At 61.3% G+C, this 15629-nt stretch carries 15 protein-coding genes; 1 reads left to right on the top strand and 14 read right to left on the bottom strand.

Annotated elements, in window-relative coordinates; genetic code table 11:
* From Q0R16_RS08180 to Q0R16_RS08120, 13 genes are all read right to left on the bottom strand, one after another.
* Positions 1-558 (bottom strand): hypothetical protein (locus Q0R16_RS08180; RefSeq protein WP_295634782.1); only part of this gene is annotated, 558 nt, incomplete at its 3' end.
* Positions 555-1523: a glycosyltransferase gene (locus tag Q0R16_RS08175; RefSeq protein WP_295634779.1), complete on the bottom strand. Its 969-nt coding sequence runs from the start codon at positions 1521-1523 to the stop codon at positions 555-557. The genes Q0R16_RS08180 and Q0R16_RS08175, both read right to left, overlap by 4 nt.
* Entirely contained in the window at positions 1520-2749 is a 1230-nt protein-coding gene (locus tag Q0R16_RS08170; protein WP_295634776.1) for a glycosyltransferase family 4 protein, read from the bottom strand. Before Q0R16_RS08170 ends, Q0R16_RS08175 begins: the two co-directional genes overlap by 4 nt.
* A gap of 17 nt (positions 2750-2766) precedes the next feature.
* Positions 2767-4074: an ABC transporter ATP-binding protein gene (locus tag Q0R16_RS08165; RefSeq protein WP_295634773.1), complete on the bottom strand. Its 1308-nt coding sequence runs from the start codon at positions 4072-4074 to the stop codon at positions 2767-2769.
* Entirely contained in the window at positions 4071-4970 is a 900-nt protein-coding gene (locus tag Q0R16_RS08160) for an ABC transporter permease (RefSeq protein WP_295634770.1), read from the bottom strand. The genes Q0R16_RS08165 and Q0R16_RS08160 overlap by 4 nt, the downstream gene beginning before the upstream one ends.
* Before the next feature lie 39 nt (positions 4971-5009).
* Entirely contained in the window at positions 5010-6065 is a 1056-nt protein-coding gene (locus tag Q0R16_RS08155; RefSeq protein ID WP_295634767.1) for a glycosyltransferase family 4 protein, read from the bottom strand.
* Between the two features lie 168 nt (positions 6066-6233).
* The gene (asnB, locus tag Q0R16_RS08150) at positions 6234-8060 is read right to left on the bottom strand and encodes an asparagine synthase (glutamine-hydrolyzing) (protein WP_295634764.1); all 1827 of its coding nucleotides are present in this window, start codon (positions 8058-8060) and stop codon (positions 6234-6236) included.
* Positions 8061-8159: 99 nt separating this feature from the next.
* The gene (locus tag Q0R16_RS08145) at positions 8160-9140 is read right to left on the bottom strand and encodes a hypothetical protein (RefSeq protein ID WP_295634761.1); all 981 of its coding nucleotides are present in this window, start codon (positions 9138-9140) and stop codon (positions 8160-8162) included.
* 312 nt (positions 9141-9452) lie between these two features.
* Positions 9453-11645: a polysaccharide biosynthesis tyrosine autokinase gene (locus Q0R16_RS08140; RefSeq protein ID WP_295634758.1), complete on the bottom strand. Its 2193-nt coding sequence runs from the start codon at positions 11643-11645 to the stop codon at positions 9453-9455.
* Positions 11646-11690: 45 nt separating this feature from the next.
* Positions 11691-12404 (bottom strand): polysaccharide biosynthesis/export family protein, encoded by a 714-nt coding sequence (locus Q0R16_RS08135; RefSeq protein WP_295634755.1) that lies wholly within the window; start codon positions 12402-12404, stop codon positions 11691-11693.
* 68 nt (positions 12405-12472) lie between these two features.
* Positions 12473-13915 (bottom strand): O-antigen ligase family protein, encoded by a 1443-nt coding sequence (locus tag Q0R16_RS08130; RefSeq protein WP_295634752.1) that lies wholly within the window; start codon positions 13913-13915, stop codon positions 12473-12475.
* Positions 13916-13989: 74 nt separating this feature from the next.
* A complete protein-coding gene (locus Q0R16_RS08125) occupies positions 13990-14346 on the bottom strand; it encodes a winged helix-turn-helix transcriptional regulator (protein ID WP_295634749.1) in 357 nt (118 codons plus the stop codon).
* A gap of 27 nt (positions 14347-14373) precedes the next feature.
* A complete protein-coding gene (locus tag Q0R16_RS08120) occupies positions 14374-14550 on the bottom strand; it encodes a hypothetical protein (protein WP_295634744.1) in 177 nt (58 codons plus the stop codon).
* Positions 14551-14854: 304 nt separating this feature from the next.
* Between Q0R16_RS08120 and Q0R16_RS08115 the strand changes: the two genes are divergently transcribed.
* Positions 14855-15049, top strand: a complete 195-nt coding sequence (locus tag Q0R16_RS08115) for a hypothetical protein (RefSeq protein WP_295634741.1) — start codon at positions 14855-14857, stop codon at positions 15047-15049.
* Between the two features lie 103 nt (positions 15050-15152).
* Here Q0R16_RS08115 and Q0R16_RS08110 read toward each other — a convergent pair whose 3' ends face one another.
* Complete coding sequence (locus Q0R16_RS08110; RefSeq protein ID WP_295634738.1) at positions 15153-15602, bottom strand: lasso peptide biosynthesis B2 protein; 450 nt, start codon at positions 15600-15602, stop codon at positions 15153-15155.
* Positions 15603-15629: the final 27 nt, after the last annotated feature.

Here is a 15629-nt window from a genome sequence, read left to right as displayed (position 1 = left end):
CGGCTGCGGCTGGCTGAACCACGCGATCAGTTCGGCAGGTTCGTGGAAAAACAACATGTCCGAATCCGCGACCAGCGTGAAGCTGTCCGCAGCGGCGTGGATATCGGTCAGCTTGCGCAAGTGCGGATAGACCAGCCGGCGCGCACGCAATGCCGGGAATTCGTGCACCGGCAAATGCGTGTCGAGCCGATGCTGGATTTCCGACGATGTCACGAACCGTATCCACGGGACGACCCGCCGTATCGCCGCCTGCACCGAGGCATCTAGCGTGCCATCGTCGTACACCACCGGATCGATCCGGAACGGGCACGCCAGTTGCAGCGACACGATGCAGAACAGCGTCTGGTCCCAGAACCTTGCCCCGCTCAGGAACGCGATTTCCGCGCGTGGGCCGGCGGATGGCTCGCGCAATGTGGGCAGCGTTGTAGCGGCTGCGCGCATCGCCTTGTGGCCGGCACGAGTCCGGCGCTGCTCGATCGGCCCGCCTTCGCGCAACGACGCGCGGATCTTGCCGATCGGTTCGTGGTACAACTTATAGGCAAGGCGGCCGAGGCTCATGGCGCAGCCATCCCGGCCAGCGCGGCCTGTCCATCGAACAGGCCGCACGAGCCGGCCCAGGCGATGCGGTCGAGCGGTCCGCGCCAGGCACGCTGCACCAGCCATGCACGTGCCTTGCGTGCCGGCAGCGTCCAGCGTGCAATCGGCTTCCACGGGCAGATGCCGTGCAGGCCCAGTACGATCACCCAGGTGCGGTTCGAGCTTGCGGCGTATCGGGTCATGTAGGCCTCGGTCAGCCGCGACGCCGGGATGATGTGATCGATGTGCAATTGCGGCAGGTAGGCCACGTCCCAGCCTTTGCCCAGGATCGTCAGGATCATGTCGTTGTCTTCGCCAGACGCCAGATCTGTGCCCTTGCGGCCAAGCGCCAGTCGCATCGGATCGCACGACGCCGCGTCGACATAAGCGCCATACGCTTCGCGGCGCAGCGCCATTCCGGCGCCGATCGGCGAGCATTCGGGATAGGTGCGGTTCGACGTTTCGTCCCACCGCGCCACAATGGGCTCGTCACCGAGATCGCGGCAGGCCAGCGAAAAGCCGCCTTCAGAGAACCAGGCGGGGGGCTCGGCTTCGTATCGCGGCAACACGCGGCCGCCCAGCGCACCGAGTTTGGGATTGGCTGCGAACGCCGCAATCACCTCCGCAAGGTACTGGGAGTCAAGAATATTGTCATCATCTACGTAGAGCAGAATTTCGCTGCGTGCTTCGCGGAAGCTGCGCACGCGGGCATGGCTCAGCCCGAGTCGATCCTCGCGCACCACCCGCGCATCGGGGTGCCACGACAAGTCCAGACGGTCGACCAGGGGCTCGCGGCTGGCGTTGTCGACAACGATCAGTTCCCACGACGATCCGTCCGCAGGCGCGGCAAGTGTGCGGAGCGAATCGAGCGTTTCGCCAAAGCAATCCGCGCGCGGATTGTGCGTGCAGATGATGACGGTGAGGGCAGGGGCAGGTTGCAAGCTCACCGGACGGCTTCTGCAAGACGTTGTCGTTTGGCGATTGCCCGCTTGTATGACGCTTCCTGGAGGGGCGCGATCGCTTCGGTCGAATAGGCCGAGAGCACGTGCGCGCGCGCTGCTGCGCCCATCGACGCGCGCCGCTCGTCATCGCGCAGCAGTTCGATCACGGCCTGCGCGATTGCAGCGGGATCTTCGGGCGCGACGAGCATGCCGGTGCGGCCATGCTCGATCATCTCGGCCATCCCGCCCGCATTCGACCCGACAACCGCGCAGCCTGCCGCCATCGCTTCGAGGCAGACATAAGGGTGGTTCTCCCAGTAGCTTGGAAACACCGCGATCGCGGATTCAGCCAGGTGGCTGGCAACATCAGCGTAATCCAATGCCCCGGTGAATTCGATCGACTTGGAGGCGGCCGAACCGGCCAGATGCCGGATCGTTTCATCGAGCGGCCGGCGCGTGGCCGGGTGTAGAAGTGCCCGTCCGACAAAGCGAAAGCGTGCATCGGGGTGCGCTTTGAGAATTTGCGGGATGGCGGCTGCGAGTTCGAGCACCCCCTTGCGCACTTCGAGCTTGCCCACGAATGTTACCAGCTTGGGTCGCCCGGCCGGCACGCACGCAAGCAATTCGGCGGGCGGGACGAAGACGTTTGGAATGACAGCCCTTGCCATGGCCGAAATGGGCCAGGCATCGCTGGTCCAGTCGAGCATGGCCTTTGATGGCGAGGTGATCTCGTCGGCGAGCAAGGTTAGGGCAAGTTCGCGATCACATTCCGGTTCATATTTGTTCCAGAACGGTTTCGGCATCCGCCCACGGCGCAGCGCGCCCGCCACGAAACGCGCCTTCATTCCCAGCGTCAGGTAGGCCTCGTTCATGGCGCCGATCTGGAAATTCGCGGTGTGCAGCTTCACGATGCGCGCGACTTCGGGAAACCGTTCGAACACGATCGCGGCGTCGGCACCGTATTCGGCGCTCTCGACCACGTCGAACGGGTTCGCTTGGTGCGCGGCTTCGAACGGCGGGACGATGGCTTCGGCAAAATCTGTCGCCCGGCAGTTCGCGATGTTGATCCTGATGCCGGACTCGGCCCGCATGCCTGCGGGCTGGCCTTCGGTGAAGACCTCGACGTCGTGTCCGCGAGTCGCCAGCATTCGGGCCGCATTGCGAACGTAGGTGCCGATGCCGCCGCCACTACCCACGCCGGCGTATTCTCTGGAAACAAAGGCAATCCGCACCGGTTTTTTCCGGATCGCTAAACAGATGGCGCCGTAAGGGCGCGGCTGGCGATCGATGCGGTCGGTTCGTTGCTGCGGACCATTTGCGCGGACAGTTCGACCGAACCGGCGCCCCAGCCGCTTTGCAGCAAGCGGGCGTGGGCTGCGGGCACGCGCGATACTTCGAACGACAGGTTATCAACGACCTGATCGACCATGTGGTTGTAGGGTCGTTCAAGGTCCAGATCGAGGAAATAGCGTCCATTCGCCATGGTCGGGCAGGGCATGGTAATCACGAAGCGATTGTCGCCCGGGTGAAGTTCGACCATCAGTTCAGGGTCATAGCCACCCAGGCTGGCCATTCCGATCGGTGATCCGAGGTAGTCGCGCAGGCGTAGGTTGACGATCATCCGATCCTTCGACGCGCTGGCGATGTCGATCGCGGTGTGGAGTGCTCCATCGTGGAATTCCGTCGAAATACGCCGGAAGCACGTTGGCTTTTTCGAACTGCCGGATGCCTCGTAAGTGCTCGTTTGCACGCCCTTCTTTTCGTATTCGTTGGCCACGTCGACGATCGAACCGGTCGTGCGGATCATGCCGCCTTCGAGCATGATGCCCTTGGTGCACAACGACTTCACCGCGGTCATGTTGTGGCTGACGAAAATGATGGTGCGGCCGTGTTCTGCCACGTCGTGCATCTTGCCCAGGCACTTCTTCTGGAATTCGGCATCGCCGACCGCGAGCACTTCGTCGACGATCAGGATTTCGGGTTCGAGGTGCGCGGCCACGGCAAACGCCAGCCGCACATACATGCCGCTGGAGTAGCGCTTGACCGGGGTATCGAGGAACCGCTCCACTTCGGCGAAGTCGACGATTTCATCGAACTTGCGCCGGATTTCGCCACGGGTCATGCCCAGGATGGCGCCATTGAGGAAGATGTTCTCGCGCCCGCTCAATTCGGGATGAAAACCGGTGCCAACTTCGAGCAGGCTGGCCACCCGCCCCCGGATGGTCACGCGGCCTTCGCTCGGCTCGGTGATGCGCGACAGTACCTTGAGCAGCGTGGATTTGCCCGCTCCGTTGCGCCCGATCACGCCGATCACGTCGCCCTGCTCGATGGTGAAATCGAGATTGCGCAGCGCCCAGAATTCTTCGATTTGTTCGCCCGCGATGATCGCCTGCCCACGCATCATGTTCACGGCGGAGCGGCCGAACTTGCGCGCGGCGCCCGAAACGGCATCGCGAAGGGTGCGCGACTGATCGGCGGATTCGTGCCCGATCAGGTACTTCTTGCCAAGCCCTTCGGCAGCGATGGCGATATTGGGGGCGACGTTGGAGCCCATCATACCAGATCCGCGAAGGTTTTTTCGGTCGCCCGGAATGTCCTTATGCCCAGCCAGAGGAAGGCCAGGGTTACCGCCAACCCGATGGCCAGATTCACAAAATCAAGCTGCGCATTGCCACCAAGCAGGCACCAGCGAAACCCGTCGATGATCCCCACCATCGGATTGAGCGCGTAGATCGTCCGCCAGCTTTCTGGAACCACTTTCGATGAAAAACCGACCGGTGACACGTAAAGCCCGAACTGGACGAAGAACGGGACGATGAACCGGAAATCCCGATAGCTGACGCTGAGCGCGGCCATCATGAACGCCGGACCCAACGCCGCCAGGATCACGAACACGATGAACAGCGGCAGCGCGATGAGGTGCCAGCTTGGGGCAAAGCTGTAGGTCGCCATCAGTGCGAACAGGATCACGAGAGTGATCATGAAATCGACCATCGCCACGGCGGCCGACGCTGCGGGCACGATCAGCCGCGGGAAATAGACTTTGCTGATAAGGTTGCTGTTCGAAGTGAGGCTGCCCGAAGCGCTGGTCAGGATGGTCGAAAACAGGAACCACGGCAGCATACCCGCCATCACCATGAGCGGGTAGGGGGTATCGCCTTCCGACGGCAACCGCGCAATCCGGCTGAACAGCCCGGTGAAGATCAGCGTTGTCAGCAGCGGGCGGACGAGCGCCCAGGCAATGCCGATTACGGTCTGCTTGTACTGCACCGCCACGTCGCGCCAGGCCAGGATCGCGAACAGTTCGCGGAAGCGCCACAAGTCTGCCCAATAATTGCGATCTGCCCGGCCCGCTTCGAGGATGAAGGTGACTTCGCCCGGGGCTGCGATTGCCGCAGTTGCGGGCTCGCCAGTGGCAAGCCGCTGCGGCGGGCTCGATGGGGTGGTGTTCATGGTTCGGGGCAACTCTGTGGGACGTGTAGGGATTGGCAATTACCAAACCTTTTGCAACTGCGTCCGTATCTGACTGGCAAAGATCGGATAGTCGAAGTGGTGCCGGGTGCGTGTCGCCAGATCGGAAGGACGTCCGGGGTGATTGATGATGAGATCGATCAGCGCATCCGCAAAGTGTTCGGGCGCCACGCAAGTACCCAGCGTACCATCGACCAGCGCATCGGGAGAACCGCCGATGCCAAGGCCGATGGCCGGCGTGCCGCATGCCATGGCTTCGACGAACGAAATGCCGAAACCTTCCCCCACCGACGGCAGCGCGAACAGGTCTGCCGCACGATAGAGATCGGGCAGGTCATCGACCGGAATCTTGCCGAGAAAGCGCACGTGATGCTCGACGCCACGGCTTTGCGCGAGGGCCTCAAGCCGATCACGGTCGGGGCCTTCGCCCGCAATCATGTAGACCGCATCGACACCCATGCCGCGCAGCTTGGGGATAAGCGGGATAACACGGTCATGCCCCTTGTATCCCTCGCGGCCATCGAGCCGGGCGACGGTGAGGATGACGATTTCTCCGGCTACCGCAAACTTGCGCCGCGCCGCATCACGATCGCCGGGGGTGAACCGCGCGCCGACGGTGTTGTTGATGACGGCCACCTTTTCCGGCGCAATCCGCGCCTTGGCGAGCGTTCTGGCGCACGTGTCGCGGCTGACGGTCAGCACGAGGTCCGAGGCTTCGAGCGCGGCCAGGCAGCCTGCGGGAACATCGTCCCAGATTTCGGTGCCGTGGAGTTGGCTGACCAGCTTCGCTCCGGTCAGCCGCGCCAGTCGCATCGAAAGAGGACCGTGGTAAAGATGGGCATTGTAGATGACCTTTGGCCGTTGGCGTAGCGCCAGCACAGTGGCGCGCGCAGCATAGGCAAACTTGTTCATCGTGGGCGATTTCTGCTCCACGCCGGTGGGCAGCGGTCCCACTTCGTCATTGGCCATACGCGCCAGGACGGTGATCGGGCCCGGAAAGCAACCGCCCGCCGCCGCCGACAGAAAGTCGCGATTGTATTGCGCTATGCCGCCATAGCCGCCGAATGCATCGGTCATCAGCGCAAGCATCCCGCCGGAAAGATCGTCTTGACAATCGAATCCGGGCGCCGGTTGGCGCAAAGGTGACGAGACGGGACGGACTGGGAAATTCACGATATTGAATTCAGGCTCGAAAATCTGACATGCACGGTCCGGCGGTACGAACGCCGCGGACAGTGAGATCCGTCAGCCAGCCAGCGCAGGAGCGCCGGTTGCAAACGTCCGCATGAGATCGAGCGCGCGATGTCTTGAAACATGACCACGCAACGCCGTATCGAAATCGGGCTTGCGGTCAAGCCAACTGCCCACGGGCACATTGAACCCGGTCTTCGGACGGTTGACGACGGCATCGGGCAGGGGCACCGATGGAGCTTGCGCCAATAGCTGTTTTCCCAATGCCCCCGTCAGTTGCGGGATCATCGGCCCCACACTTTGCAACAGCGCCACATCGACCAGCGGCGTGCGCACTTCGATGCTGTGCGCCATGCTGGTCCAGTCGGTATCGCGCAGCAATTGGTTGCGCATGTAATTGGCGCTTTCCAGCGCTGCCACGCGCGCCGTCGAAGAACGGGCACCCGGCGGCATCGTGCTATCGACGGTCGGCAGCAATTGCAGCCGTTCGAGCCCATCGCGAACCAGTTCGGGATCGAGGATCGTGTCCAGTTCGAACGGCAGGAACAATCCGCGGCGCAGCAAGTACGCGCCGGCGTAACTGCCGCCATATTTGACCATGCCCCGCGCCTTGGGGTTATTTCGGCCAAGCGCGGAATGGCGCATCACCGAACGTGCCAGCCACGCCAGGCCCGGCACGGCGGCAGGCACCTTGAACATGCCGACCCAGCGAGGAATGTCGCGGAAGCTGGGGTATCCGCCCAGAAGCTCGTCGCCACCCAGGCCGGAAAGTGCAACCTTGAGCCCCGCCTCGCTCGCCGCCTTGGACACGAACCACGAGTTGATCCCGTCGATCGTGGGCTGGTCCATTGCCGCGAGGATCGCGGGCAAGTCACGTTGAAATTCGGCCTCGTCGACCGTCCGGACCTGATGCTCGGCACCATATTGCCGGGCAACCAGCGAGGCGAGCGGCGTTTCGTTGTCGCTTGTTCCCTGGTACTCGGAAAAGCTGAGCGTGATGGTGCGGATCTTCTGCTGCCCGGCATCGCGCATCAGGCCGAGCAGCGCGCCACTGTCGACGCCGGCGGAAAGGAACAGCCCAACTTCGACATCGGCGAGAAGGTGCGCCTTGACGCTTTCGCCCAGTGCGGTGCGCAGGCAATCGCGCATTTCGTCGATTGCGAGCGGGCGGGGCGAAGCCATGCCCAGCATGTCGGAGACGAGTGCGAACGGCTGCGGCGCCCGGGGGCCGGCTTCGTCGATCACTTGGGTGTGTCCCGCCGGCAACGCGCGAATCTCGCGGTAGAGCGTGAACGGTTCGGGCACGCTGCCCCACACATGAAAGCCTACGATCCCCGCGGATTCAGGATCGGTCGATACCTTGCCCCCCGCCAAGAGCGCCTTGACCTGGCTGGCGAAGCGGAATGTCCAGCCATCGCTGGCGGTGTAAAGCGGTTTGATCCCGTAAGAATCGCGCGCCAGGAACAGGCTTTTGGCAACATCGTCCCAAATCGCGAAGGCGAACATACCGCGCAAATCATGCACCATCGCTTCGCGTTTCAGGTCGAACAGGTGCAGCAGCACTTCGGTATCCGAGGTGGTGCGGAACACGCGCCCTTGCGCTTCCAGGCGCGTGCGGAGTTCCGGATAATTGTAGATTTCGCCGTTGAAGGTGACCTGGTAGCGGCCGCAGGCACTGGCCATCGGCTGGGTGGCGCGTTCCGACAAGTCGATGATCGACAGCCGGCGGTGCCCCAGGCCGATGCGCCCTGCTGCGTCCCACCATTCACCTACGGCGTCCGGACCGCGCGCACGCATATGATCGCGCGTTGCGAGCAGTTCCTTCCGGTCCGGCAAATTGGCCGACGGGTTGAACGCAAAGATTCCGTTTATGCCGCACATATCAAGAACCTGCCCATACAGGCACGGGCATTGTGGGAGAATATACCTTTGGGTAAGGCAAATCAGCCAACCCGCCTATCGCGGGCTCTATTCGTATTATTATGGTACAAACGACAAGTGGTCGATTGCTACAGTCGACGTTGATTGGATGTCTTCCGGGGTCGCCGTCAACTGCCATGATTGCGCACCGCAATCGGCTGGAACATCGATGCGGGCACTGAAGCGATTGTGACCTGGTTTTGCGGGAACCCGCAGTGCCGCGAGTTGCTTGCCGGACTTGCAGATTATCGTCCAGGCCAGGTCCGCTGCCGCCTCACCCGGATCGTACGTGACGTCGTGCGACAGCGTATAGCTTCCTGGCGCGGCCAGCATCAGCCGTTGAGCGACGATTCCGGTGCGGCCGTTGGAGATTCTAATCGTTAGTCGACCAGAAGCGGCGAGCGAGGTTTCGACCGCCTCGTCATTGGTGAGCTTCCAGGCCAACGGTGCCAGCGAGGGATTAACGGTCATCGCGATAAGGGCAAACTGATCGCGCACAGCCGACCCGATGCCCGGAATGGTTGCGGCAACCGCGCGCGCTTCGGGCAGGCGGCCCCGATCCACAAGTTGTGTTGTCAACGCCAGGCCGATCGCCTGCTTGTCGCTGGACTGCATCGTGCGAAAGCCCCGCCGGTACAAGTCCACAACAGCGGCCGGGTCGGCGCCAAAATCGATGGCTCTTCCCAGGAACCGACCGAACCACGGTCGAGCAGCCAATGCGGCCAGTGGTTCGCGGACCTCGATATGGTCAATGGCCCTGGCCAGCGTGGGAAACAGGCTATCCTCCGCAGCGGGGGCGGTCGTCAGAATGCGGTCGTAGTGCCGCATCCCGTCGGCCATATCTCCGGCTTGCTCGGCGGCCCGGATAAGCCCCAATTGGGCAAGGCCATCGCGACGAGTGACACGCTCGGCAGCGCGAAACAGGGCGAATCCGGCTTCTGGGTCAGCGTTTGGACCGGCGCCGGGCTTGTTCATCGCTGCAATCAGACCCAGCGCGCGCAAAGCCGAGGAATTCAGCGGCGATGCGCGCAATTGCGCCATTGCCGCTGCTTCGACCTGCGTGGAGTTGGCAGCGATCCACGCAGGATCGATCGATCGGCGTTCGACTTCGGCCCAGCGCAACTGCACGGTGTCGCGCAGCGCGGCAGGGACAGCATTGGAAGGCTGGGTTGCCCAATAGGCGATCGCGCTGTCATAGGCGGCGAACACCGCCAGCGGCGCGCAAAGTAGCGCGACGATCCTGCGGGTCCATCGCCAGACCGGTCCGGCATCGGGGGTAGTTTGAGTCATCACAGTCAGGGATATTAGCCGGTCAAGCATTCTTGCCGACCGAAGATTCTGGTCTTTGCAGGCTCAGGCGGCGATCGGCGCCTCTGCGCTGCCTTCAAGCTTGCCGTAGCCATAGTCATAGCCGTAGCGATCCGCGCTGAATTTGGTCACGACCACGCCGAAGATCCGGCTGTCGACCGCCAGCAGGCGGCGGATCGAATTGCGCACCGATTTCAGACCCGTGCTTTCGGCTTCTACGACCACGATGCATCCTTCGACGGCCTTGGCCAGCAGAGGGGCATCGGCGATGCCGATCACCGGCGGGCCGTCGATCACCACGCAATCGTAATACTGGTTGAGCCGTTCGAGCACCAGCTTCAGCCGATCGGACCCCAAGAGTTCGGCTGCGCTTGGCGGCCGCGGGCCACTGGTCAGGATCGAAAGACCGGCGGTTTCTGTCGTTCGCACATGCGCGGTCAGATCATCGTCGCCGGCCAGCAGGTTGGAAAAACCTGCATCGTTGCTGACTGACAGTTGCGTGTGGAGCGAGGGCGAACGCAGATCGCCATCGATCAAAAGAACGCGCTTGCTGGTGCGGGCGATCGTGGTTGCAAGGGCCAGTGATGTGGTGGACTTGCCTTCGCCCGGCTCGGAACTGGTGATCAGGAACGATCGCGGAAGGCCGTGCGTGGTGGAAAAGGCGATGACCGTTGCCAGGCTGAAATAGGCTTCCGAGATTTCCGAAGTGTTTTGCTTCAGCTCGTCAAGCGGATCACCTTTGACCAACGGTGCGCTGCCAAGCAGCGGCAACCCGAGGAAACGCTCGATATCCGATGGATCGCGCAGCCGTTCGTCGACTTGTTCGAGCGCGAACACCATCAGCGCAGAAAGGGCAAGGCCAATCACCAGCGCGAGCGCGAGGTTGCGCATCAACGTGGGGTTAGACGGACCGCCCGGAACCGATGCCTCCTGGACCATCGAAATATTGCTCGAGCCGACCGACCCGGCAAGGCCGACTTCCTTGTAGCGCTGCAGCATCGCGTCATAGAGCTGGCGATTGGTATCGGCCTCGCGCTGGTAGATGCTGTACTGGATGTTGTCATGCTGCTGGCGATCCAGCTTCGATTTCAGTTCCTGAACCTGGCTGGCCAACTGGGCTTCACGCCGTTGCGCGCCGCTGATCTGATCGCGCCGCGATGATGAAGTGCGTCCGGCTTCGCGTGCAGATTCGCGCGATACGGCCGAGTCCAGCGCATCGATCTGTGCCTTTAGCGCGCGGGCGGCCGGATAGCGTGGATCGAATTTGACCAGCATCTGCGCGTATTCCGCCGTCAATTCGTCGCGCTTTTGCTGAAGCGTTGCCGAACTGGATAATCCTTGAGCGGCGCCTTGCCCAAGCCTGGTGTCAACGCCTGCTTCGGTGGCAATCCGCTCTGACCGGGCGGTCAGCAGCGCGGAGTTGAGCGCTTCGAGATCGGTTTCAACGAGCGTTCGCGCTTCGGTCGTCCGCCCCGTGGCGTCCCGGCTGCCACCAAGCTTGACCATGCTGTGGTCTGCCGCAAACGTCAGCAGGTTGCTTTCCGACTGCTCGACCTTGCGGCGCAGATCACCCAGCATGGATTCAAGGAAGCGGCGCGCATCGGCGTTGGAGGTATATTCCCGATCCATGTTCGCGGCGATATATTCGCGCGGCCATGCATTGGCGATCCTGGCGGACCAGACGGCGGAGCGGCTCGAATAGCCGATGTTTACCAAGCTGGAATTGCGAATCGGCGCAATCGATATTCCGCCCTGGAGGATCGCGGCGGCCAGCGCCTCGCGGCTCTTGCGGGTGGCCGGATCGAGTGTGCCCGATGAGGTCGTCAGCTTGTCGTCACGAATTCCCTGAGCCGCAAAAAAGTCTGGCGAATTCGCGAGGTCGAGCTTTTTGGCCACGCGCTCGGCCTGCGAACTCGTCTTCAGGAGCGCGTATTGGGTTTCATAAAATTCACTATCGAACGAGTCGCTTGCCGTCGTATCGACCGACGAGACATTCGTGACGCTTTTCTTGGCGCGACTGATCTGGATTTCGGACACCGCTGTATAGACCGGCGGTTGCAACATCGTCTTGATGACGCCCACAACCAAGCATGCCACGATGATCGCCAGGATCAGCCAGCGGCGGCGCACCGCTGCATGCCAATAGTGGACGATCAGCGCCCGTGCCGAAATCGATTCCGGAGCGACGTCTGCAACCGTCGGATATCCTGCGTCGCTGGTGATCGAATTAGTAGCCATTGCGGTTGTTCTGTCCTGTGGCGGGCGCTTGACGGCTGTGGATGGTCATGGCTTGATCGAATTCACGATGAGCAATGGCGTTGTCAAAAGTGGACTGAAGTTGATCAGATCCTTGAACAGCCGCTTTGCCGACGATTCGCCATAGACGATAATGTCGTTGGGGTAGATCTGCGGATCGGGATGCGCGCCCTGTTCGATCGATTTGAGATCATACAGCGCCGCAAGTCGCTGGCCTTCGACGACACGAAACACGACCACGTGGCGCTTGGCGGTAAATTCGGTGCGGCCACCGGCCAGCGCGGTTGCTCGCAGCAGGGTCATGCTGCCGACCACGGGAAATGCGCCGGGCCGGGCAACTTCGCCTTCGGCCGTAAAGTTCTGACTTTGCGCTTCCTTGATCGTGATCGTGACTTGCGGATCGCGGACATAGGCCGCGCGCAGCCGTTCGACCATGATCTGCTGGGCTTGCAGGATTGTCTTGCCGCCCAGTTCGATCCGGCCCGCCGGCGGAAAGGTGATTCGCCCGGTATCATCGACTTGCGCATCGCGCATGGCCAGTTCGGCGATGCCATAAACGTCGATCGTCAGTTTATCGTAAGGTCCGATATAGTACGGGCGAATCCCGGACGCGAGGTCGCTTTGCTGAGGCGGTGGTAGTTCAGCCCCGGCATAAACCTGCAGATTCGGATCACCACCCAGTTGATTGTTTGCAGCGCAACCCGACAGCGCGGCGATCGGCAGCACGGCGAGTGGCAGCAAGACACGGCAGCAGGATTTCAACACATTAGCAGCCATGCAGGCCCCCCGAACGAATACGCCACAGTATTTCAATTGTCGTCCAACGCAACGGTCCCTGTCCGTTGCCCTGGGATCCGACCATCTGCCCAAAGCGCGGCTACGACCAAAACGCAAGCGAGTGCAGGCACGCGTAAGGGATAATCTCCAAGACTTGCAAGGGCGCATAGCAGGATGACGACCAGCCCGAGCAAAACAAATTGCGTCGATTTCGATCTATCTGCGGGCGATTTCAGCCTTGCCGTAACGGCGCGATACGATCGCAAGCCAAACGCAACAACCGCGGCGACGAGCAGGCCCAAGCCGGCAATGCCTGTCGTAACCCCGACCTCCAGCCAATCGTTGTGCGCATGGTTCATGAAAACCGCGCCAAGAAGCCCGTCGGGCTCGGCCACGAAATACGCCTTTTCGAACGTTCCTGCTCCCGAACCGAGCGGCCAGTAATAGCCTAGCATCGACCAGATCGTCGGTAATGCCCGGAACCGCAGGTCATCGACGATCGAACTGGATCGGAAGCGATCGAACGCTTCGGTGCGGCCCGAGGCATAAGCCGTTGCCAGCACCGCCCAAACGATCACGAGCATCAGCAGCAGACAAACTACGCTGATAAGCGTTTTCCCACGGCGCGTTGCCCACCAACGCATGACGGGGCCAATCGCGCCAGATCTCTCGCGATGAATCCAGTCTTGCCAGGAGCACTGCCGCAGGAAAAACAGAGGTATCGCCAGGATGGCGACCAGGCCCAGGGCCAGCCCGGCGCGCGAACCCGTGACCAGCAACAATGGCATGAGGCACAAGGCGTACGCGGCAGACAGCAATGGGACGAGCATCTTGCGCGGCGCCTTGGTGCCCGCGGATGCTGCGGTAGTGCAGGCGCTCGCGGCTGCGGTGGCGAGCATCGGGAACATCGTGGCCAGAAACAGAGCCTGGTGATTGCGATTGACGAACAAGCCAACGGCCGAACCATCGGTCGACGTGCTGTAAAGGGGCTTGGGAATGTCTGCTCCGGATACCGCCTGAATGACCGCAAGGGTGGCACTGATCGCACCAAGGCCCAGCAGAAATGGCAAAAGCAGATGCAATTCGCGTTCGGGCAATTGTACTCCCAGCACGAGCACCGCCAGCGGCACTAATTCGGACAGAAGCGCATTGCGGGTGGTCTCAGGTGCAATGCTCAAGGGGCGCCAGGCTCCGGCAAGTCCGGCGCTGCGATCGATTTCCGCCAGCAATCCATGGCCCGGCATGCCAGCCCACATCGCATCCGGCAGGCAAACCAGATGCAGGAGCGGGATCGCAAGCGCTACGAATGCAAAACCGAATAGAAAGCGATGCGCGGCAATGTGGGCCGGTCGCAAAGTCCACAGTCCGTAGCCGAGTATGAAGATCGCAATCGGTCGCAGGAAAAGCAACGCGGGCACGTCACCGCGCGAACTGCCCCCCAAAGAAAATGCGACGACCAGCAGCAGGCATGTCATCGCTAAAGCCATGCTTGGCCGATAACCGATTGCCAGCAAATCTTGCCCGATTTTCCGCCAGGATGCCGTGTTTCTCATTTGGACCGAGGACTTTCGGAAAGCCGCGAAATCTGCCGCCCCAGGCGTTCATACTCCGCAAGCTTCAGCGGCAGCACGCGGGCAGCCAAGTCTGAAATTGCGGCAAGTCCCTTGTCTGTAAGGCGATAGCTTTCGGCATGATGGGAACCATTCGGGTGCAACCCTACCCGCTCGATCCACTTGTCCTGAGAGAAGGATTTGAGGAAGAAGTTCACTTGTCCAACACTGATATCGAGCCTTTCGGCGATCTTGCGTTGGGACAGGCCCGGATCGAATTGCAAAAGGTCTATGATATCGAAGGCGAGGCAATCGTGCCGTCGTTCGCGAGGCTTGTGATCGTTGGTTTGGGTCAAGGAAATGGAAGAGTAACGAGGCCATGGCTACCGCACGCCGGGTGACACCAGTCCCCCGAGCAAATGCTGCAAATCATCGGCCGCGATCATCGCTGCGAACATGTTTGCCGAACCGCAACCACTCATGCGTTCAAAAATGAACATCGGTGAAATCACTATAAAAAGCAAGAAGCTATCCGCATGTTGACGAAATTTCTTCGGCATGACTGGTTGGCAGCGATCTTTTGCTCGACTTGCTCGAGATATGCTTGATTCGGATTCGCAATCTATCGGCTGACCACAGAGCGCCACTCTTGACGATTATCTGGCCGACTGCGCAAATGCACTGCATGCCTGTATGGCGGAACCTTGAAAAATTCAAAAATAGCCAAAAAAGTCAGATGGTAAGGCGTTCGGCTGCACGTGGCGCCGCCGATCCGGGCGCCGGCCTCGGTGGTGTTGCGTGTATTGACCAGCCGGCTTGCTCATGATATTTGCAACTCTTGTTTTTGCTGGAGAACTTATTGCTATGCGTGGACTTACAATGATCGGTGCGTTTGCGGTTGGCACCCTGTTCGCTTCGGCTTCGGCGTTCGCCGGCACATCTGCGCCGGTGATCATCACGCCGCCGAATACCGGCACGTCGATCGGCATCGCCAACTCAAACAAGTGCAAGGATGCAACTCCTACGAACCCGATCAAGGGTTGCTCGGCCAGCCACTAAAGCCAGCTTGGAATTTCTGACAAAGGCCGCGCCGATGGTGCGGCCTTTGTTGATTCAGCCCGGTGCGCGCTGTTGAAAATCAGCAAGCCTGCATTGAATCGGGCTAAGCGTCAGGCCCACCAGACACTTCAATCGCAACATAACCGCTGATGTCGCCGCCTGTTACAAGAACATCGCCCACAGCAAGCCACGCATGTGCTCCAAACCCGGCGGCGGCGTCCTTGCGCACTCCGATCGTCATCGTCGATGGTATGTTGTAACGCCCCAGCCAGTTTTGGGCGGCTATGGCCTGGACCATGCAGTCAGCCCGCCATGGCACGCGAAGCGCGATCGCGGGTATCGCAAAAGCAACCCGTTCCACAATTCGCGCCGCGATCTTCGAATTGAGCTGGCCGTCGGCCGGGACAATGCTTCCGGCAGCGGGCAGGCGAACATGGTCCACCAATTCCCCAGCAGGAAGCTTGTGGAATTTGCGATTTGCTCGGGCCAGTTCGTAAACTGCGCATAAGCAATCGATGATGACGATGGGGCCTTTGCCCGACAGTTTGCGCAAGCGCGATATCGTGGACAATTTGTGCTG

This window comes from Novosphingobium sp., assembly GCF_025351285.1.
In the GTDB taxonomy this organism is placed as follows: Bacteria; Pseudomonadota; Alphaproteobacteria; order Sphingomonadales; family Sphingomonadaceae; genus Novosphingobium.
Note: the sequence above shows the minus strand (reverse complement) of the source record. Positions and strands in the feature narration are given on the sequence as shown.

Excerpts from the sequence above, each read along its gene's own strand:
- Q0R16_RS08165 (WP_295634773.1), bottom strand. The coding sequence starts at position 4,074 with ATGATGGGCTCCAACGTCGCCCCCAATATCGCCATCGCTGCCGAAGGG.
- Q0R16_RS08160 (WP_295634770.1), bottom strand. The coding sequence starts at position 4,970 with ATGAACACCACCCCATCGAGCCCGCCGCAGCGGCTTGCCACTGGCGAG.
- Q0R16_RS08155 (WP_295634767.1), bottom strand. The coding sequence starts at position 6,065 with ATGACCGATGCATTCGGCGGCTATGGCGGCATAGCGCAATACAATCGC.
- asnB (WP_295634764.1), bottom strand. The coding sequence starts at position 8,060 with ATGTGCGGCATAAACGGAATCTTTGCGTTCAACCCGTCGGCCAATTTG.
- Q0R16_RS08145 (WP_295634761.1), bottom strand. The coding sequence starts at position 9,140 with ATGGCGCAATTGCGCGCATCGCCGCTGAATTCCTCGGCTTTGCGCGCG.
- Q0R16_RS08140 (WP_295634758.1), bottom strand. The coding sequence starts at position 11,645 with ATGGCTACTAATTCGATCACCAGCGACGCAGGATATCCGACGGTTGCA.
- Q0R16_RS08130 (WP_295634752.1), bottom strand. The coding sequence starts at position 13,915 with ATGACATGCCTGCTGCTGGTCGTCGCATTTTCTTTGGGGGGCAGTTCG.
- Q0R16_RS08120 (WP_295634744.1), bottom strand. The coding sequence starts at position 14,550 with ATGCCGAAGAAATTTCGTCAACATGCGGATAGCTTCTTGCTTTTTATA.
- Q0R16_RS08115 (WP_295634741.1), top strand. The coding sequence starts at position 14,855 with ATGCGTGGACTTACAATGATCGGTGCGTTTGCGGTTGGCACCCTGTTC.